This is a genomic window from Sorangium sp. So ce1335 (assembly GCF_051521615.1).
Taxonomy (GTDB): Bacteria; Myxococcota_A; Polyangia; order Polyangiales; family Polyangiaceae; genus Sorangium.
In genome coordinates, this window is sequence record NZ_CP150363.1 from 7091078 (window position 1) to 7110447 (window position 19370).

Genomic DNA, 19370 nt, shown 5'->3' on the forward strand with positions numbered 1-19370 from the left:
GGTTTCGCGCGAGCGTAGGCAGCGCATCGCCGTCGCGCAACCAGCCTGGCCAGCGCAGCATTCGGCGGTGACGCCGCGCCGCGCTCGATGTACGTGGCCGAGAGGTCGCGTGCGGGGCGCCTGGATGCTCGTGGGTCTGCTGCTCGGGTCCGGGGGCGCGTGCGCCGCCGCGCCGGACCGGCCGGATCGCGCCGGCGCGCCGCCCGCCCCGTCGGCCGCGGCCGCGCCCGGCGCAGCGCAGCCGCCGCGGCCGGCGCTGCCGACGCCGGCGCGGGGCCGCCTGGACGCGGCCGTCGCCGCGAACCGCGCCTGCGAGGGCTGCCACGACGAGGTGGCGCGGGAGTGGCGCGCCTCGCTGCACCGCAGCGCCAACACGGAGCCAGCCTACCGCCGGGCGTTCGCCATCGAGCCCATGCCCTTCTGCCGCGGCTGCCACGCGCCCGAGGCCGCGCCGGCGGAGCCCGAGCCCGAGGCCGTCGGCGCCCTCGGCGTCGGCTGCGTGACCTGCCACGTCACCGCCGCCTCGTCCGCCGACGCCTCCGCCGGCGTGCTCGCCGCGCCCTGGACCCGGCCCGGGCCGCCGCCCGCCGCGCCGCACCCCGTCGTGCGCGACGTCCGCTTCGCCGGCGCGGCCGCCTGCGCCTCCTGCCACGAGTTCTCCTTCCCCACCGCGCGCGGCAGCCGCAGGCCCGAGCACCTCATGCAGTCGACGCTCACCGAGCACCGGCGCTCGCCGGCCGCGGACCGGCCCTGCGCCGACTGCCACATGCCCGCGGGTGCGGCGGGCCGGCGCAGCCACGCCTTCGTCGGATCGCGCGACCCGGCCTTCGTGCGCAGCGCGGTCTCGGTGTCGGCCCGGCGCGCCTCGGCCACGGCGGTGGAGATCACCCTCGCGCCCGCGAACGCGGGGCACGCGTTCCCGACCGGGGACCTCTTCCGGCGCCTGGAAATCAGCGCCGAGGCGCTGGGGCCCGACGACATGGTGCTCGGGCAGGCGGACCGGTTCCTCGCGCGCCACTTCGCGATCAGGCCGGGCCAGGTCGGGCGGCACCTCACCGCCGACGATCGCGTGCACGCGGCGCCCGTGACGGTGGCGCTCGAGGTGGGGCCCGCCGGAGAGGGCCGGGAGATCGCCTGGCGGGTCGCGTACCAGCGCGTCGCGCACCCCGAGGGCCTGGACGAGCGCGACGCCCTCGTGGAGGGCGAGATCGCGGTGGCGTCCGGCAGGCTCGCGCCGTGAGCGAGGCGGCGCCCGGACGAGGGACGTGGGAACGAGCGGAGGAGGGCGAGCAGCGATGCGCGGAAGGGTGTGCGGAATGATGCGCGGAGCGCGCAGAACATGCAGAAGATCGATCGGAGCGGGCGTGCTGTGGACGGCCCTCGCGGGCTGCGGCTCCGCGCCGCCGCCGGAGCCCGCGGGCGCGCCCCCGTCCAGCGCGCCGGCGCCGGCCGGCGACGCCGCCCCGGGGGCGCAGCCGGCGCCCGGCGCCTCCGCGCAGGGGCAGCCAGCGCCCGGCGCCTCCGCGCAGGCGGCGCCGGTCTCGCCGTTCATCCCGGTGGCCCGCGCGCCCTTCGACGAGGTGCGCCTCCTGCCCATCGAGGGCGCGATGCTCCTCGCCGGCGGCGTCAACATGCAGGACGAGGCCGACGGCTGGTGGGGGTACCCGCTCGGCGTGCTGCTGCCGGACGGCACGATCGAGGTCCAGAAGTCGCTGCGGCTGCCGTCCGGCCTACGCCAGGTGGCGGGGGTGGTGGGGCGCTGGCCCGACGCCATCGACGTCATCGCCACGGGGGACACGGGGCGGACCGGCATCGCCGAGCTCTGGACGCTGGGGCCGCGGGGCTGGCAGCAGCGCCACGAGAAGCACGGGAACTCGTTCGTGGGGCTGGCGAAGATCGGGGCCTCGGTCGTCGCGCTGCAGGCCCCGGTGATGGCGCCGTTCCACGAGTCGCAGTTCGTGGCCGTGCGGGGGCCGAACCCCGGGCTGAAGCTCACCCCGTCGGTGAAGAAAGAGTGCTCGATCGAGGGCTTCGACCACCCCATCCAGCGCACGGCGGTGCTCCCGTCCGCTGTGGCCTCGACCGGCGACGGCAAGGTCCTCAGCTACGGGCGGAGCTGCGCGGGCGACCCGTCGCTGGAGCTCTGGAAGCCCGGCGCGAGGACCTCGACGATCCTCGGGCTCGAGCTCGCGAAGCGCGGAGACCACCGCAGCGCCTCGCCGCAGGTCCTCGCGGGCGCGGCGAACGACGCCTGGATCTTCGACGGGTTCGCGTCGCGCTTCGACGGCGCGACCTGGAAGGAGGTCGAGGGTCCGAACCCCGAGGCGGGCGTCGCCGACGCCGCCGTCGCCGGCGACGGGACGCTCTGGGTGCTGAGCGACGGCGCCGTGTTCGCGCGCCGCGGGGAGACGTGGGAGCGCGCCCCGCTGCCCGAGGGCGTCAAGGCCCACGACCTGGCGACCGCGAGCGACGGCACCCTGTGGATCGCGGCGGGCGGGGCGCTCCTGCGCCACGGCAAGCCCGGCGAGCGCTCCGGCGCGCCCGGCGGCCCGGTCGTGCCGCTCGACCCAACGGCCGGACCGGCGCCGAAGCCCGCGCAGCGTCGCCTCGTCAGGCCGGGTGGCCCGGCCTGCCCACGCAACCTCGTCGTTCTCTACACCTTCAGCAAGGTCACCCCCGACGACCACGACTTCCCGCTCACCCGCAAGGCCCTCAAGGGGCACACCGAGTTCGCGGGCGCGCGCTTCGCGGTGACCCGCGACGGCGGTCAGAAGTTCTTCACCGCGCTCGTGCCGAGCTTCGACATGGGCCAGAAGCTCGCCGCGCTCATCCGCAAGGAGGTGCAGGGATCGAGCCCCAACGTCGTCTGCGCCGACCCGGAGATACTGCGCGAGCTGAAGCTCGATCTGAAGTCGGGCGAGGTGGTGAAGTAGCTGCATGACCGAGCGCGGAGGGCGCGTGCCCAGGCGCAGGAGGACGCCGCGCGCTCTCGCCCTCGTCATCCCCGTGACGGGAGGCCGACGCTGGCAAGGTAGGCTTCCAGGGCCGGCGCGTGATCGGACGACACGATGGCGCCGATGTATCCGTCCGGTCGGACGAGCACCCAGTCGCCGGGCGACACGCCGTAGGCAGCGCGGAGATGGCCGCCCTCATCGACGATGTCGCCGTGCGGCCCGACGGCGTGGATGTGGAGCCCGGGGCGCGGCTCGACGGCCGAGCGCCGGTCCACCCCGTGACCCAGCAAGGTCCAGTGCGGCCCCTGGAAGAGCTTGAAGAGGCGTGTCGGCATCCCCGCCGCGCCGCGGACGGGCGCGTCCGGCGCTCGGTTGCCCGCGCGGATGCCGCCGCTGCGCTTCGGCTCTTCCATGGCCAGCGACGACTCCGGGTATCCCAGATCGAGCTGATGCACCTCGCGACCGCGGCGCATGACGCCTCGCCTGGCCGCGTCCAGGAGCTTCGTCGTCAGGCCGAGCGTCTCCGCGGCGATCGGCCGGCGCTCCTCCTCGTAGGTCGCGAGCAGCGTCTCCGGCGCACCTGCCAGGACGGCGGCGAGCTTCCAGCCGAGGTTGTAGGCATCCTGCACGCTCGTATTGAGGCCCTGCCCCCCCGTCGGCGGGTGGATGTGCGCGGCATCGCCGACGAGGAAGACGCGCCCGTCCCGGTAACGGTCGGCGAGGCGCGCGTTCATGGTGTAGGCGGAGGCCCAGGAGACCGAATGGATGACGATGTCGTCTCGGCCCGTGCGGCCCGCGACCATCGCCGTGAGGCCTTCCGCGGAGAGATCGACGTCGCCCTCCAGAGGAATCGGCGCCTGCAACTGGAACATGTCGGTGCCGACGAGCGGGCACAGCGACATCTGCTTTTCCATCGACCCATCGTTGAAGCGATGCCAGGCGGCCCTGCTGAGCCCATCCAGGACGACGTCGGCGACGACGGCGCGCACCCCCATGGTCTTGCCGGGAAAGCCGATCGCGAGCGCGTGCCGAACGACGCTGCGGCCGCCGTCCGCTCCGACCAGGTAGCGGGCGCGGACGGTCTCCTCGCCCGTCGGGCCAGCGATGCAAGCGCTCACGCCCCCGCCGTCCTGCTCGAAGCGCTTCAGCTCGCGGCCGAACTCCGGGCAGCTCCCGAGCTCCGCCAGACGCTCGCGCATCGCGGCTTCGGTCAGAAATTGCGGCACGAGCAGGGGCAGATGATAGGGCTCCCCAGGCGTCGGGTCCTGAGGCACCATCATCGGCGACTCCTCGTAGCCTCCGTCGTCGCGATACGCCCGCGGGGGTGGGTACAGGCCGCCTATCGCGACGACGCGGTCGAGGATGCCCAGATCCTCGAACACCTCCTGGCTCCGCGGCTGGATCCCTTTGCCGCGCGAGCCGGGAAACGGCCCGTCCAGCCTGTCGATGAGCCGGAACGCAACGCCCCTGCGGGCGAGCTCGATGGCCAGGGTCAACCCGGCAGCACCTGCACCAACGATCAGGACATCCGTCGAAGAAATGGGGGTCACGGCGAGCTCCTCTTTTTTCTTGGCTGCGTCTCAGATATGTGTACTATGCATATAGTCACCCCGCCCGAGACGTCAAGAGAATCTGTGCAAAATACACGGACAACCAAGAAGAAGCTCCGCGAGCTCCACGGAGCCATGGTCGATCTGGTCGCGCTCATGAATCAGCCGCAGCGCGATCAGGCGCTGCTCGCGGAGGCGGGCATCTCCCTGGATCAAGCCCTCTTCCGGCTGCTGGTGGGGATCGAGCGCTTCGGGCCGATCGGCGTCGTCGATCTCGCGGACCGAGCCGGGCGCGACTACACGACCGTCAGCCGCCAGGTCGCGAAGCTCGAGAGCCTGGGGCTGATCGAGCGCCGGCCAAGCCCGGCCGATCGTCGCGTCCATGAGGCGGTGATCACCGACACGGGGCGACAGATGACGGACGCCCTGGACGCCGCGCGTCAGCGGCTCGCGGCCCCCATCCTCGCCACGTGGAGCGAGGAAGACTTCAGCGACCTGGTGCGCCTGATGCGCCGGTTCGTGGACGACCTGATGGCGTCGTCAAGCCGAGCGGAGAAGACCTGAGGGCCCGCTCACGCCTTGAGGGCGTCGAACTCGCCCGGGCTGTGGATCCTGGCGGGATTCGTGCCACCGCCGACGAAGTCCTCGGTGCGGTCGTACATGCCGAAGTGGGTCACCTCCCCCGGACCGCCGAGCTTCGGGAAGCCATCCTCGCCTGCCCTCACCCCGAGGGCGTTCATCAAATTGCAGTAGTACTTGTTGATCGGCGCATTCGCGAGCGCGAGATCCGTTCCGGTGCGCACGCCCCGATCGATCAGGTACGTGTCATTGCAGTCGTTCTCGCTTCCCCCTCGCGAGAGGGTCGCCGACCCGTCCTCCACGTTCACGGCGCAGCCCGTCCTGAAGTAGCCGCCGGCGCTGCCAACCTGGACGATCGGCAGGTTGTTCAGGTTGTGCGCGTTGCCGTCCGACATCTCCTGGAACCAGACGGCCGCTGTGCTGTCGAGCAGCCGTCCGTCGCCCTCCACGATCTCGTTCAAGACCCCGACGAGGTGGGCGAACTTTCGGGCGTAGTAGTCGTCGATCGCCAGGAGAATGTCGACGATCCCCACGTCGCACGGCCCGGTCGCGCTGGTGATGCGATGGGAAAGGGAGTGCGAATCGTGGTTGATCCCGAGCCCCTTGAACACGTGGTTCGGAGGATACTTGAGGACGATGACCGGGTTGACGTTGCAGATCGCGGACAGCGCCGCGAGGTTCGAGTAGAGGTCGGCCACGTCCAGGGACGCGGAGACCTTCATCGTGAGGCGATCCTCGTCCTCGCCCGGGGTGAGCGTCGAGGCCGCGTCCACGGTCTGCTGCGTGACGCCGAGCAGCGACGCGAGCTCCTCCGTGCACTGCGCCGAACGGATGACGCGCCCGGTGTCGTCGAGGAGCGCCTTCCACGCCTCGAGCTTGTGGCGATCGGCCTGGCTCATGTCGTGGCGCTCGAGGGTCTCGAGATCGGCCCGCACGAGGTCGATGACGCTCTTGCCCCGCACGGCCAGGTAGCTGTCGGGCGTGAGCTCGCCACCTTGGAAGAGGCCAGTGAGCGTGCCGTAGATCTGCGCGGGGGAGCCGACCCCCGCGTAGGGCACCCCCGCCGCCGAGTACGAGACGTGAGACACCGCGCGCTCGGTCGCGTTGCCCACCCGGACGTACAAGGGCGCGCGACCCGGGCTCAGCTGCTCGGCGATCACGTGATCCAGCGAGCGGCCGGTGGGCATGGCGTCGAACTTCGTCTCGGCGGCGAAGCTGAACGGATCGTCGCTGTTGGGCGAGACGGGGTGACAGGTGAAGTACGACCCGCACACCTGCGTGTGTTGGTCGTTCACCTGCCCCCGCGACATGTTGGGCGTCCACTCGTTCATCCCGCGGATGCCGCGGGGCATGAGCAGCTTGTCGACGAACGGCGCGAGGTGCCGGAGCGTCGTCGGCGCGAGATCGTCGGCGGTGAGGGCGCCGTGGGACTTCACCGGGAAGAACCGGCTCGTGACGCAGCCGTAGTGCGTGAACATCGCGATGAGCCGGCGCGGCGGCGTCACCGCCTGTGCCTGGACGGATCGGGCCGCGAGGGAGCCGAGGAACGGCGCCGCGACGCACGCGCCGCCAAGGCCTCGAAGGAAAATCCTGCGGTTCATCGGTCGTTTCATGCCCTTCCCACCCATCAGATTGCCCTCGACGCTTCGAGCTCACCGGGGTCGTGGACCTGCGGCGCCGCGGTGCCGCCGCCGGAGTCCCCGGCGCCGCCGCACGTGCCGAGGGTAAAGGAGATCCAAACGATCCGGAGGCGTCAAGCCCCAACTGCGGACCTGCCCTGGGTCGACAGGGCATTTTCCCATGGGATCAGGCCCTCCTGGAAAACGACGTTCTATCAACAACGCATCCATGCGTCGGAGAGGGTCGTCTTCACGCCGCAGCCTGCGGCCCACGGGAGGTGGTCAGAAGGCGACCGGCCGCCGGGGGAAAAATCTACAATCGCCGGCGTGCGCGAGGGCCCATGATGCGCGCATGACCCGGAACGACAGCCACGCTTTTCATCTCTCCGACAGCACGTGCATCGTGCCTCGCGGCGTCTGGCACCGGCAGATCGTGCCCGCGCCGAGCGTGATGATCTTCATCACGCCAGGCGACGGTACCCAGCACCGCGCGTGCTGATCCCACACGATGACCGGCCGCGGGCTCCCGCGGCCGCTGCGGGGCGAAGGCGGCCCCATCGATGCGCGGGTAAGTTACCGATACAACGCCGCTTTTCAGGCTGGCGGCGGGGTCGCTCGCGAGCTCGGCCCGACCTGGCGCCGGGTCCGCCGTTGCGTCCAAGCGTGCAGCCCGATCGCTGCCCACCCTCGGACGCATGAACCACCATCTCACGGTCGCGTCGGAGGACGAGCCCCTCGCGCCGACGCGCTTCGACCCACACGCGCGCTCGCGCCGCCCCCCCGAGGATGGCCGCCATGCGGCCGTCGCCGAGCACCAGACCACCTGCGCTTCGATGACCTGCGTGACGCAGCACCGCGGGAATCACGAACTGTACGAGGGAGCATGACGATGATGCAGCCACTCCAGACGCTCGTCGCCCACGCCGCGTGGGCCAATCGACAGCTCTTCGCCGCCCTGCGCGACGTCGATTCTTTCGCGTCGCAGCAGGGCGCAGGCCTGATCTTGCGGGTCCTCGACCACATCCACGTCGTCAGCCGCATCTTTCAGGCCCACCTCCAGGGTGTCTCGCACGGTTACAAGTCGACGCAGAGCGCGGTCCTACCCGCGCTCGAGGAGCTCGATCACGCGTCCGAGGCCATCGACCGCTGGGTTGTGGATACCACGGCGTCGCTCGGACCGGAGGAGCTCGCACAACCTCGCGACGTGCGCTTCACCGACGGGAAGGTCGTGCCGATGACCGCCGCCACGATGATCCTCCACGTGGTCACACACACGACCCATCATCGCGGAAACGTGGACGCCATCATGGTCCAGTGCGGGATGCCGCGCCGGAGAGACGGATTCCCCGAGTTCCTCGTCAGTCGAGCGTCCGCCATGTGATCGAGCTCAGCCCCTGCGTCGGCGTCAGGCCGAACTGCTCCCGGTAGACGCGGCTCAGGTGAGCGCTGTCCGCGAACCCGGCGGAGGCCGCGGCGGCGCTCAGGCTCGCTCCCCCCTCCACCGCGGCGATGGCGCGGCGCAGGCGCTTCCACCGCATGTACGCGCGCATCGGGAGCCCGACGTCACGCGCGAAGGCATGGCGCATCTGCCGCGGCGAGAGCCCGGCCTCGTGCGAGAGGCGCGCGAGGTCGACGTCATCCGAGCCATCGAGGCAGGCGCACATCCGACGCACCGCCGGGTGTCGCGGCTCCGGTGGCCGACGCACGTCGAGGGCGGCGAGGATCGCGGCCATGAGGGCGCGCGCCATCTCCGGCGTTGGATCGCGAGGGACGCTCACGGCGAGCCCGTCGCGGCCCCACGCCTCGCACCGGGGCTCGGCGTCACGAGAGAGCCCTCGGCTCGCCAGGTCGTCCCCGTCGAGGAACAGGAGCGCAGCGTGCGCGCACGCGCCGTGTGCATGCGGCAGGCGCGGAGGAATGACGGCGGCGCCGGCGCGAATACGCCCGCTGGCGCCGTCCTCGATGTGGAGCCCCTGCGGCGCGATGACGATCTGGGCCGCGTGGTGCGCGTGGCGCTTCGTGGCGACGAGGGGGCCCACGTAGAGCATCCGCGTCTCCGAGACGAACGCCGTACCGTTCAGCCGCTCCGGCGTGCTCAACGGTCGCTGGCCCCCTCGGGGGATGTCGACATTCGCTGGTCCATCAGCTCCTCATCCTCGCTCAGGCGCCTTGGGGGCCACGAAATCCAAACGCGAACCGGAAGTCAAACCATCTCGTGATGGCCGTCCCAGCGTACAGCCACGCTGCACGCGCCAGTTGGCCTGGAACACCTCTCGCGAGCCACCGCCCTCCTGAAGCCATGATGGCTCCGAGAGGAAGGCGGCCACACCACATCACCCATCGAAGAGGCCGCTTCACGCCGGTGGCAGGCGGGCGGGAAAGATGCAACCCTCGCCGGCGCATGCTTGCCGTGCATCCTTCGAGGAAGACACACAGGTCCAGGGCCTGCGGGGCGCCCGGAGAGAGGCCGCCCGCGTGCCGCCGCTCCTGATCCTCACGTACGTCGGGTTCGTGAGCCTCGGCCTGCCCGACGCGGTGCTCGGCGTCGCGTGGCCCTCGCTGCGCGCCTCGTTCGCGCTCCCGCAGAGCGCGCTCGGCGCCCTCCTCGTCGGCACGGGCGTGGGGTATTTCTCGTCCAGCGTCGCGGCGGGGAAGCTCGTGGATCGGCTCGGCGTGGGCAAGCTGCTCACGCTGAGCAGCGGGCTCATCACGGTCGCCTTGCTCGGTTACGCGATGACGCCGGCGTGGCCGCTGCTGATCCTCTGCGGGCTGATCACCGGGCTCGGCTCGGGCGCGATCGACGCAGGGCTCAACGCCTACGCGGCGAGCAACTTCTCCGCCCGCCACATGAACTGGCTTCACGCCTGCTACTGCCTCGGCGCGGCGATGGGGCCGCTCATCGCGACAGCGGCGCTCGCGACCACCGGCTCCTGGCGCTCGGGCTACGCCATCATCGGCGCGATCATGCTGACGCTGACCACGGCCTTCGCCCTGGTCAAGGGATCGTTCCGCGCGCGGGCGGCGGCCGGAGGCGCGCAGGAGACGCCGGTCGTCCCGATCGTCGCGGCGCTGCGGCAGCGGCGCGTGTGGCTGCAGATCGCGGTGTTCTTCCTCTACACGGGCCTCGAGGTGATGCTCGGGCAGTGGAGCTTCACCCTCAACACCGAGGCGCGCGGCGTCGCGACGGAGACGGCCGGTGTGTGGGCGGGCGCCTACTGGGGCGCCATCGGCGTCGGGCGCGTGGTGCTCGGCGTGGCGGTCGATCGGGTGGGCGCCGACCGGCTCCTCCGCATGGCCACGCTGACGGCGCTGCTCGGGACCGTGCTGTTCGCGGTCGGCCCGGCCTGGCCAGGGGCCGCGGGGCTCATGCTGGCGGGGCTCGGCCTCGCGCCGATCTACCCGACGCTGATGTCCCGCACCCCGGCTCGGCTCGGCCCCTACACCGCGCACGCGATCGGCTTCCAGGCGAGCGCGGCCATGGTCGGCGGCGCGCTCCTGCCGAGCCTCGGCGGCGTGCTCGCCTCGCGCGTCGGGCTCCCGTCGATCGGGACGCTCGCGGTGGTCACGGCCGCGGGCCTGTGGCTGCTGCACGAGGTGCTTGTCCGGTCGACGGCCCCCCAGGGCACGAGCGACGGCGCGTAGGCCAATCGGCCGCTGACCGCCGCGATCCGCGGGCGGAGAGCGCCTCGACGCGGCGGCGCGGGCGCGGCGGCCGCCGCGCGACGTGCTACACCGCGGGCTCACGCCGGCCCTCCGGGGCCATCGCCCTCCGAGCATCCAGGTGACTCAGCACCAGCCCAACAACCCTCTTCACGGCGTCACGCTCCAGATGATCCTCGAGCACCTTGTCGCGCAGCACGGCTGGGAGCAGCTCGGGCGCATGATCGACATCCGCTGCTTCAAGTACGATCCCAGCATCAAGTCGAGCCTGCAGTTCCTGCGACGGACCCCGTGGGCCCGGCAGCAGGTGGAGGCGCTCTATCTGCGGGACAAGGCGAGGCCCAGCCCGTGACCGACCCGCGCGATCGCACGCCGGCATCCGGGAGCGGCGCGGCGGCGTGATCGACGCGGGCCGGGCGGCGCGCGCCCGCGGCGACATCGCCAGGATCCGCGTCGCGCTCACGCCTTCGCGGGGAGCCACGCGACGATGAGGGACGCGAGCGCCTCCGCGGCGGCGGCCTCGCTCGTCCGCCCGCGCAGCATCTCGCCCGCCATCGACTCGGCCGCGCCGATGATCCCGACGCAGCGGAGGTGGAGCTCGCGCCTCGGCAGCTTCACGTACGCGGCGAAGGTGTCGCGGTAGATGGTCACGTACTCGTCGAGGAGGCGCTGCCGGAACGCCGCCATCTCCTCGTCGCCCTTCAGCGCCGCCGTGATCGCGTACCACTCGGGGCCGACCGAGGTGTAACAGCGCATGTACGCGCGGCTCGCGACGCGCGCGAGGTCCGCGAGCCGCGCGGGCGCGCGCTCGAGCTCCTCGAACAGGAGCGCGCGCTGCCGCACGTCGATGCGCTCGCACAGCGCGATGAGCAGCCCCGAGCGGGTCCCGAAGTGCTCGTAGGCGATCGGCTTCGTGACGCCGGCGCGCTCCGCCACGCGCCCGAGCGTCAGGGCGTCGGTCCCCTCCTCCCGGACGATCTCGAGCGCCGTCTCCAGGAGCTGCTCGCGCCGCTCAGCCTTGGAGAGCCGCCTTGTCGGTGTCTCGCTCATGCAGCCCTCATCTTAGTACCGGCGCGCGGCGCTCCAAGGGCGCACGCGGCCACGCGCGCCCCGAAGAAACGCCGCGGGGCCGCTTGACGGGGCGGGCTCCCGTGGACATTACCTTTGGTAACTTACCAAGGGTAAGTTGTTCGCGCCCGGCGGGGACCGGGCGGAGAGGAGCTCATCCATCATGACCACCAGGACGCAGGGCACGAGGCAATCGGTTCTCATCGTGGGAGGGTCCGGCGTCGTCGGCTCCCGGACCGCGAGGACGCTGCGGGCGCTGTACCCCGACCTGCCGATCGCCATCGGCGGGCGAGACCTCGCGAAGGCCGCGGCGGTCGCGGAGCAGGTCGGGCGGGCGCGCCCCGTCCGCGTCGACCTCGAGCGGGCCGACCTCGGGCTGCCGGCGGGCGAGGCGTACGGCGCGGTGCTCATGTTCGTGAAGGACGCCCGGATGAGCGCGCTCCGCTTCGCGCAGGAGACCGGCGCCGCCTACGTCGACATCTCGACGGCGGCGTTCGAGATCGCGCCCGAGGTGGCGCTCCACGCCGCGCGCCCGAGGAGCGCGCCCGTCCTGCTCGCGTGCCACTGGCTCGTCGGCGCGGCCACCCTGCCGGCGCTCCACTTCGCGAGGGGCTACGCGCGCCTCGAGAGCGTCGCGATCGGCGCGGTCCTCGACGAGCAGGACGTGGGCGGCCCCGCGGCGTACGCCGACTTCGAGCGCCAGATCGGGGCCGGGCAGAAGGCGCTCTTCCTGAAGGACGGCGCGTGGACCTGGGCGGGCGCGGAGGACGGCGCGCGGTCGTTCGTGACCGTCGACGGGACCGAGGTGAAGGGCCAGCTCTACCCGGTGCTCGATCTCATGAGCATCGCCGCGGCGACCGACGCGCGCTCGGTCCGGTTCGATCTCGCGCTCGGGGAGACCGCGAGCCGCCGGCGGGGCGAGCCGTTCTCGACCGAGATCGTGATCGAGCTCGAGGGGGTGAAGAAGGACGGCGCCCGGGGGCGCTCGCGCCACGAGCTCGTGCACCCGGAGGGCCAGGCGCCCGTGACCGCCGTCGGCGTCGCCGTGGCCGTGGAGCGGCTGCTCGGGCTCGCCGGCGGCGCGCCCGCGGCCCCCGGGCTCTACCATCCGGAGACGCTGGTCGACCCCGAGCGCATGCTCGACCGCCTCGCCGCGTTCGGGACGACGATCCGCAGCGCGTGACCGGGCGCCGCCGCCCGTCGTTCGCTCCAGCTCCCGTGCCCTACCGGATGGCGCCGTGCGCGGGCAGCTCCACCCCGCACGGGCGCGCGACGAGGGCCTCGTCGCCGGGGATGCGCAGGGGGCTCGGCAGGTACGGGTCGAGCTCGCCGGGCTCGAAGCGGCAGAGGCCGATCACGTGCCAGAACGAGCCGGCGATGTCGCCGCCGAGCCGGTAGCGCCCGTCGGGGCTGAAGGCGGCCCACCCCTCGGGGCACGGCAGCAGGATCGCGAGGCACGCGCCCGTGGCCACGTCCCAGAGCCGCAGGGTGCCGTCGGCGGAGGCCGAGCCGAGCAGCGCCCCGTCGGGGCTGAACGCCACCCCCTGGACCGAGGCCTTGTGGCCCTCCAGCGAGCGGAGGAGGCGCCCCCGCTTCACGTCCCACAGGCGCACCGTCTTGTCCGACGACCCCGAGGCGAGCATCTGGCAGCTCGGGCTGAACGCGACGCCGCGCACCCCGCGGGTGTGCCCCTCCAGGGCGAACAGCGCGCGGCCGCTCCCGACGTCCCACAGGCGCACCGACCGGTCGTCCGACCCCGACGCGAGGAGGAGGCCGTCGGGGCTGAACGCGACCCCGCGGATGCCGTCGGTGTGCCCCTCGAAGACGCGGACCGCGCGCGCCCGGGCGACCTCCCAGAGGCGCACCGTGCGGTCGTCCGACCCCGACGCGAGCGTCAGCCCGACAGGGCTCCACGCCACGCTGCACACCCGGTGCGTGTGCCCCTCGAACGTGCGCAGCGCGCGGCCGCTCGCGACCTCCCAGAGGCGCACCGTGCGGTCGTCCGAGCCCGACGCGAGCGCGTCGCCCTCGGGGCTGAACGCCACGCTGCGGATCGCGTGCGCGTGGCCCTCGAGCGCGCACAGGGGCCGCCCCCGCGCGACCTCCCAGAGCCGGATCGTCTTGTCGTCCGAGCCCGACGCGAGCACCTCGCCCTCCGGGCTGAACGCCACGCTGCGGACCCCGAGCGTGTGGCCCTTGAGCGTGCGCACGGCGCGGCCGCTCCACACCTCCCAGAGGCGCACCGTGCGGTCGTCCGAGCCCGACGCGAGCGCCTGGCCGTCCGGGCTCCACGCCGCGCCGAGGATCCAGTCGGTGTGGCCCTCGAAGCTGCGCAGCGCGTGCCCCCGCGCGACCTCCCAGAGGCGCACCGTCTTGTCGCGCGACCCCGACGCGAGCGTCTGCCCGCCCGGGCTGAACGCCACGCCGCACACGCCGTGCGTGTGCCCCTCGAGGGCGCGCACGGCGCGGCCGCTCCACACCTCCCAGAGGCGCACCGTCCGGTCCAGCGACCCCGACGCGAGCGTGAGGCCGTCCGGGCTCCACGCCACCCCGAAGACCCAGTCGGTGTGGCCATCGAAGCAGCGAAGCGCGCGGCCGCTCCCGGCGTCCCAGAGGCGCACGGTGCGGTCCGACGATCCCGAGGCGAGCGCCTGGCCGTCGGGGCTCCACGCCACGCCGAGGACCCAGTCGGTGTGGCCCTCGAAGCTGCGGAGCGCGTGGCCGCTCCGGACCCGCCACAGGCGCACCGTCTTGTCCGACGACCCCGAGGCGAGCGCCTGGCCGTCCGGGCTCCACGCCACGCTGCGGACGCCGAGCGTGTGGCCCTTGAGCGCGCGGAGCGCGCGGCCCGTGCCGACCTCCCAGAGGCGCACCGTCTTGTCCGACGACCCCGACGCGAGCGTCTGGCCGTCCGGGCAGAACGCCACGCTGCGGACGCCGTGGGTGTGCCCCTCGAGCGTGCGCAGCGCGCGGCCGGTCCTGACCTCCCAGAGGCGCACCGTCGTGTCCGACGACCCCGACGCGAGCAGGAGGCCATCCGGGCTGAACGCGACGCTCATCGCGGCGCTGAGGTGCCCGTGCATCGCCCGGATCGCCTGCCCGGTGACGGCGTCCCACAGCCGGACCGAGCCGTCCTCGTGGCCCGCCGCCAGGAGATCGCCCCGCCGGCTCCACGCCACCGCGTTGCACGGCGACACGGGGAGCCACATCGGATCGGCCTCCCGCGGCCGGGGCGGCGCCGCGCCGTCCGCGGCGAGCGACGCGATGGATACCCCCCGGGCGCCGACGAGCCGGGCGCCGCGGAGCTGCGCGCCCGCGAGGTCGGCGCCGGTCAGATCCGCCCCGACGAGCCGGGCGAACGAGAGATCCGCGCCGCGGAGATCCGCGCCCATGAGATCGGCGCCGGTGAGGTCCGCCCGCGCGAGCTGCGCCGCGCCGAGCGACGCGCCCGCGAGCCGCGCCTCGACGAGCGTGGCGCTCCAGAGGTTGGCCTGGGTGAGATCGGCCCCCCGCAGGTCGGCGCAGGCGAGGTTGCACCCGCTGAGGTCCTGCCCGGCCAGGTTGACGCCCATCGGCTCGGTGTCGTCCTGGAAGGCGCCTGGGCCCTGCTGCGTGGGCCCGTCGTCGTCCCCGTCCCTGGCCAGCCAGCGCGTGACGCGCAGGGCGTTGTCCTTGGCGTGCCCCTCGGCCGCCCCGCGGAGCACCCGCTGCGCCCACGCCGCCGCCACCCCGCGCCCCGCGAGCGACACGAAGAAGTCGACCATGAGCTCGCTCATCTCGTCGGCGCCGAGCGCCGCGCTGTCGCCCGTCTCCTTCAGCTCGCGCGCGGCCGCGTCGGCGACGAGCCACTCCATCGCCGACCTGTGGACGAACGAGAACGCGCCCTCCGCGTCGCGCACGAGCAGCGAGCCCGAGCCGAGCAGGTGCTCGATGATCGCGCGGTCGAGCGGCGGGGCGTCGGGCGGCTGCGCGCCCCGGATCAGGCCCTCCGGCAGCTCGCCGAGCCCGACGGCGCGCGCGTTCCTCTCCCAGAGCAGCCGCGCCAGCCCCGCCATCGCCGCCCGCAGCGCGTCGCGGGGGATGCCGCGCGGCGCGCCCCGCGGGTTTGCGCGCGCGTGCTCGTGGTCGAGCCACTGCTCGACGAGCACCTCGTACAGCTTCGCCGCGGTGATCGTCCCGGTCCGCGCCTTGGCCTGCCGGAGCTTGTCCGGGTCGATCTTCGCGATGAACCCGAGCATCCGCGGGTTCTCCGAGAGCCCGAGCAGGTCCTTCACCTCGTGGAGCAGCCGGTAGCGCGCCTCGGCCTCCGCGGGCTCCGGGCTCAGGTTGCCGAGGAACCGCCGGATCTGCTTCTCCCCGAACCCCTGGAGCTGCACGAGCCGGTAGCCCTGCAGGAGCTCGGCCCGCCGGGCGAGCTCGCTCTTGATCGGCGGATCGGTGAGGAAGTGCTGCGTGCGGCTCGTCACGACGACCTTCGCGATCCCCTCGGCCGCCTGGACCACGGTGTCGAAGTGCTCGAGCGCGCGGTCGTAGGTCAGCCGGAGGGCGAGCTCGTCGAAGCCGTCGAAGAGCAGCGCGACGCGGCCCTCGGCGAGCATGTAGCGGAAGGCGCGCAGGTCGACCGGCTCGTTCGCGAGCGCGAAGTGCTGCGCGAGGAGCGAGTCGAGCGACCGCTGCTTCTCGATGCGGCCGAGCTCGATGAGCACGGGCACGAGCGGGTGCCGCTCCCGCGCCATGCGCCGGGCGAGCTCGCGCAGGAGGAACGTCTTGCCGGCGCCGAAGTCGCCGAGCACGAGCGCGAAGCGCCTGTGGGGCGCGTCGAGCAGCCTCCAGAGCGCGTGGAGCGCGCTCTCCGTCGCGCTCTTCTCGCGGTCGCCGAGGCTCACGATGGCCGGCTGCTCGACGTAGAGCGACGGCGGGTACGACGGGTCGGCCTCGATGCGATCGGTCTGCCACCCGAGGTACCGGCCGAAGTCGATGAGCCCCTGGGCCTCGGAGAAGCTCTTCAGCACGACGCCGCGGCGCGCCGCGCTCCGGACGAGCTCGGGGGGCGCGGGCGGGTCGGCGTGGATCAGCGTGGAGCGCAGGTACGGGTCCTGCTGCCGGAAGCGGTGCTCGACCTCGGTGACGTAGCGCGTGACGAGCTCCTCGGAGATCGGCCGGCCGAGCACGCCGATCACGCGGAGGTCGATGCGCCGGCCGTCCGGCACGGCGACCTCGAGCGCGCCCGCGAACGGCGGGGGCGCGCGGTGCTTCACGACGGTCGCGCCGGGGTCGCGCAGGAGCGCGACGCGCTCGACGCGGTCGAGGAAGGGGTCGCGCCGCTCGTGCGGGTCGTGCGGGTCGTCGAACGTGAGCTCCCGGTCGCCCGGGTGGCGGTCGCCCTCCTCGGCCGGCTCGCGCAGGTCGGGCACCGAGGCGCGCTCGAGCCGCGGCTCGGGCGCGAGGTGCTGCTGCAGGAACGCGAGGAGCGCCGCGGCCGAGGCGCGGCAGGCGAAGGCGCGCAGGCCGTCGTCGCCGGCGCCGCCCTCGGGATCGCCCACGGCGCGCATCAGGATGGAGCGCCTGGGGAAGCGCGCCGCGAGGTCGCCGATGGCGGCGCCCTCCGCCTCGATGCCAAGGGTGCCCGGCACGGCGCGCTGGAGGCGGTCCCAGACGCCCGGGTCGCGCGCGGGCGCCGTGAAGCTCGCGACGGCGCCGACGTGTACGCGCAGCGGCGGATCGGCGGGCAGCGCGTCCGGGTAGAGGAGCCGCTCCTCGAGGACCTTCTCGCGCCCGGCCTCGGTGAGGCAGAGCGCGCCGCCCTTCACCGCGACGAGGCCGTCCTGGAGCACCTCCTGGAGCCGCGCGGTCCACCCCGGGCAGGCGCGCCGCCGCTCCGGGTGCGCCACGGGGCTCGGCCCGCCCTCGGCCTCGTGCGCGTGGAGCGCGTGGAGGAGCCACCGCCGCTCGGCCGCCCGGGAGGGCGGGCGCGCGCTGGAGAGCGCGGCGAGGTCGAGCTCGCGCGCGAGGTAGGCGGCGTCCATCTTCCACGCGGCCTGCAGGTTGAAGGTGCGGAGGTCGTGGAAGAGCTCGGCGTCGTCGCCCGGCGGGGCGAGGCCCGCGTGCGCGGCGCCGGCGTGCGCGGCGCCGGCGTGCGCGGCGCCGGCGTGCGCGGCGCCGGCGTGCGCGGGGCCCGGCGGCGCGGCGCGCCGGCGCTGGTCGAAGCTGTAGAGCTGGTCGGCGACGATGACGTCGCCCGGCGCCACCTTCCTCGGATCGCCGGCGCAGACGCCGCACATCGCGAGGCACGCCGGGTCGAGCTCGGCGAGGAGGTGCTGCCCCCGGATGGCGGCGGTGCGCAGCCCCGCCTCGCCGATCCACGCGGCGGCGATCACGAGGGAGCCGCCCCGCGCGCTCGGGAGCGTGCGCCGGAAGTAGCGCAGGCCGCCCAGATCGCGGAGCTCGCGCCACCCCTTCTCGCCCCCCTCGCCCTGCGCGAGCACGGCGTCGAGCTCGTCCTTGTGCGCCGTGACGACGAGCACGTCGACGGGCCCCACGTCGCGCGCGGCGCCCGCGTCCCGCCGCGCCTCGGCGGCGTGGAGCGCCTTGGCCTCCGAGATCCGCTCGCGGCCCTTCTGGGCGTCGTGCCGCCCGATCGCGGCGAGCGCCTGGGCCGCCACGGCGGAGGCCTCGAGCGCGCGATCGCCGAGCCGCACGGCGATGGCGCGCGCCTCGGCGAGCGGCCCCTCGGCCTCGGCGGCCCGGCCGGTGCGCGCCGCGATCGCGAAGGCGCCGATGATCGCCCGGGCCTCGGGCTCGGGGTCGACGATCTGCCGCGCCAGCGCGAGCGCCTCGCGGTAGCTCGCCTCGGCGCGCGCGAGGTCGCCGCCGTCCTCGAGCAGGCCGGCCATCTCGAGCTGGGCGCGCACGCGCACCGCGGGCGCGGCGCCTGGCCGCGCGAGCAGCGCGCCCAGCGTCGCCGCCGCGGCGACGGCGTGGCCCCGCTGCCGCTCGGCCGCGGCCTGGCGCAGGAGCAGCTCCGCCGGGGGCTGCACCTCCGCCGGGGGCTGCACGTCCCCCGGGGGCTGCACCTCCGCCGGGGGCTGCACCTCCGCCGGGGGCTCCGCCGCGCCGCCAGCGCGGGCGGCGGCGGGCGCGTCGGCGGCGGCGCGGGGCGGCTCCGGCGCGGGCTCCTCGACGACGCGGAGCTCGCCGGCGCGGACGGCCCAGAGGTCGGGCGCCTCGTCGCGGCACAGGCGCAGGAAGCCGGGCGGGCCGCACCAGAGCAGGGGGCAGCCGAGGCGGCTCGACAGCGTGTCGCGCCGCTGGTGCTGGTTGAGGCGCCGGAGGCCCTCGCGCGCGGCCGCGGGCGGCGGGTCGGAGCCGATGAGGATCACGACGCCCCGCGGCTCGGGCTCTGCCCTGTAGAGGGCGGAGACGAGGTCCTCCCAGGTGGCGTCGCGGTCGCGCGGCGCGATCACGAGCGCCCGGCGCCCCTCGCGGGTGAGGAAGTCGCCGAGCGCGCGGGCGACGTCGGGGCCGGGGATCTCGACGGGGAGCAGGGCGAAGCCGGGGGCGCGCTCGAGGATCCGGAGCACCTCGCGGAAGCTCCCGAGGAACGGGGACATCGCGGCGGCGAGCGGGGGGGTGGAGGCGCTCATGATACGGCGAGGGGGCCGGCCTGCTCGGGCGCGCGGGGGGAGAGCGCGCGGACCGCGTGGGGGGAGAGCGCGCGGACCGCGTGGGGGGAGAGCGCGCGGACCGCGCGGCGGGAGAGCGCGCGGGCGGCCCGCCGCGCGGCGGGCGCGGCGGGCGCGGTGGGATCGACGAGCGGCGTGATCGCGGAGCTCCTCGAAGGGCTCCTCTTCGTCGGCGAGATCAACACGATACCTTTCCCCCCGCGATGCCGGGACGCGGCGGCTCCTGCGCCCACGGTACCCGAGGCATGGTGCGGCCAA

General features: G+C 74.1%; 14 protein-coding genes. 8 read left to right on the forward strand and 6 right to left on the reverse strand.

The features are described from left to right. Positions 1 to 109: 109 nt before the first annotated feature. The gene (locus WMF24_RS26195) at positions 110 to 1240 is read left to right on the forward strand and encodes a multiheme c-type cytochrome (RefSeq protein WP_437730116.1); all 1131 of its coding nucleotides are present in this window, start codon (positions 110 to 112) and stop codon (positions 1238 to 1240) included. Positions 1241 to 1364: 124 nt separating this feature from the next. After that, positions 1365 to 2933 carry a WD40/YVTN/BNR-like repeat-containing protein gene (locus WMF24_RS26200; RefSeq protein ID WP_437730117.1) on the forward strand — a complete coding sequence of 523 codons (1569 nt, stop codon included), beginning with the start codon at positions 1365 to 1367 and terminating at the stop codon, positions 2931 to 2933. A gap of 65 nt (positions 2934 to 2998) precedes the next feature. Here WMF24_RS26200 and WMF24_RS26205 read toward each other — a convergent pair whose 3' ends face one another. Then, entirely contained in the window at positions 2999 to 4504 is a 1506-nt protein-coding gene (locus WMF24_RS26205) for an FAD-dependent oxidoreductase (RefSeq protein ID WP_437730118.1), read from the reverse strand. Positions 4505 to 4549: 45 nt separating this feature from the next. On the opposite strand from WMF24_RS26205, the gene WMF24_RS26210 reads away from it, so the two are divergent. Beyond that, positions 4550 to 5068, forward strand: a complete 519-nt coding sequence (locus WMF24_RS26210) for a MarR family winged helix-turn-helix transcriptional regulator (protein ID WP_437730119.1) — start codon at positions 4550 to 4552, stop codon at positions 5066 to 5068. Between the two features lie 8 nt (positions 5069 to 5076). On the opposite strand, the gene WMF24_RS26215 is transcribed toward WMF24_RS26210, so the two are convergent. Next, positions 5077 to 6684, reverse strand: a complete 1608-nt coding sequence (locus WMF24_RS26215; protein WP_437730120.1) for a DUF1552 domain-containing protein — start codon at positions 6682 to 6684, stop codon at positions 5077 to 5079. 370 nt (positions 6685 to 7054) lie between these two features. Between WMF24_RS26215 and WMF24_RS26220 the strand changes: the two genes are divergently transcribed. Together WMF24_RS26220 and WMF24_RS26225 are read left to right on the forward strand one after the other, a co-directional pair. Next, positions 7055 to 7201, forward strand: coding sequence for a hypothetical protein (locus WMF24_RS26220; RefSeq protein WP_437730121.1), 147 nt, complete (start codon positions 7055 to 7057; stop codon positions 7199 to 7201). A gap of 390 nt (positions 7202 to 7591) precedes the next feature. Further along, positions 7592 to 8083: a DinB family protein gene (locus tag WMF24_RS26225; protein ID WP_437730122.1), complete on the forward strand. Its 492-nt coding sequence runs from the start codon at positions 7592 to 7594 to the stop codon at positions 8081 to 8083. Here the strand turns inward: WMF24_RS26225 and WMF24_RS26230 are convergent. After that, complete coding sequence (locus tag WMF24_RS26230) at positions 8061 to 8801, reverse strand: helix-turn-helix domain-containing protein (RefSeq protein ID WP_437730123.1); 741 nt, start codon at positions 8799 to 8801, stop codon at positions 8061 to 8063. The two genes, WMF24_RS26225 and WMF24_RS26230, sit on opposite strands and share 23 nt — an antisense overlap. Positions 8802 to 9177: 376 nt before the next feature. Here WMF24_RS26230 and WMF24_RS26235 point away from each other — a divergent pair, with 376 nt between their 5' ends. Further along, positions 9178 to 10344 carry an MFS transporter gene (locus tag WMF24_RS26235; protein WP_437730124.1) on the forward strand — a complete coding sequence of 389 codons (1167 nt, stop codon included), beginning with the start codon at positions 9178 to 9180 and terminating at the stop codon, positions 10342 to 10344. A 139-nt stretch (positions 10345 to 10483) separates the two neighbouring features. Continuing rightward, on the forward strand, positions 10484 to 10714 hold the full coding sequence (locus WMF24_RS26240) for a VF530 family DNA-binding protein (RefSeq protein WP_437730125.1): 231 nt from the start codon (positions 10484 to 10486) through the stop codon (positions 10712 to 10714). Between the two features lie 107 nt (positions 10715 to 10821). Here the strand turns inward: WMF24_RS26240 and WMF24_RS26245 are convergent, their stop codons facing one another. Next, a complete protein-coding gene (locus WMF24_RS26245; RefSeq protein WP_437730126.1) occupies positions 10822 to 11412 on the reverse strand; it encodes a TetR/AcrR family transcriptional regulator in 591 nt (196 codons plus the stop codon). 181 nt (positions 11413 to 11593) lie between these two features. Here WMF24_RS26245 and WMF24_RS26250 point away from each other — a divergent pair, with 181 nt between their 5' ends. Next, the gene (locus tag WMF24_RS26250; protein WP_437730127.1) at positions 11594 to 12613 is read left to right on the forward strand and encodes an NAD(P)-dependent oxidoreductase; all 1020 of its coding nucleotides are present in this window, start codon (positions 11594 to 11596) and stop codon (positions 12611 to 12613) included. Between the two features lie 40 nt (positions 12614 to 12653). On the opposite strand, the gene WMF24_RS26255 is transcribed toward WMF24_RS26250, so the two are convergent. Together WMF24_RS26255 and WMF24_RS26260 are read right to left on the reverse strand one after the other, a co-directional pair. Beyond that, entirely contained in the window at positions 12654 to 19073 is a 6420-nt protein-coding gene (locus WMF24_RS26255) for a pentapeptide repeat-containing protein (RefSeq protein ID WP_437730128.1), read from the reverse strand. Next, positions 19070 to 19297, reverse strand: coding sequence for a hypothetical protein (locus WMF24_RS26260; protein WP_437730129.1), 228 nt, complete (start codon positions 19295 to 19297; stop codon positions 19070 to 19072). The genes WMF24_RS26255 and WMF24_RS26260 overlap by 4 nt, the downstream gene beginning before the upstream one ends. Positions 19298 to 19370: the final 73 nt, after the last annotated feature.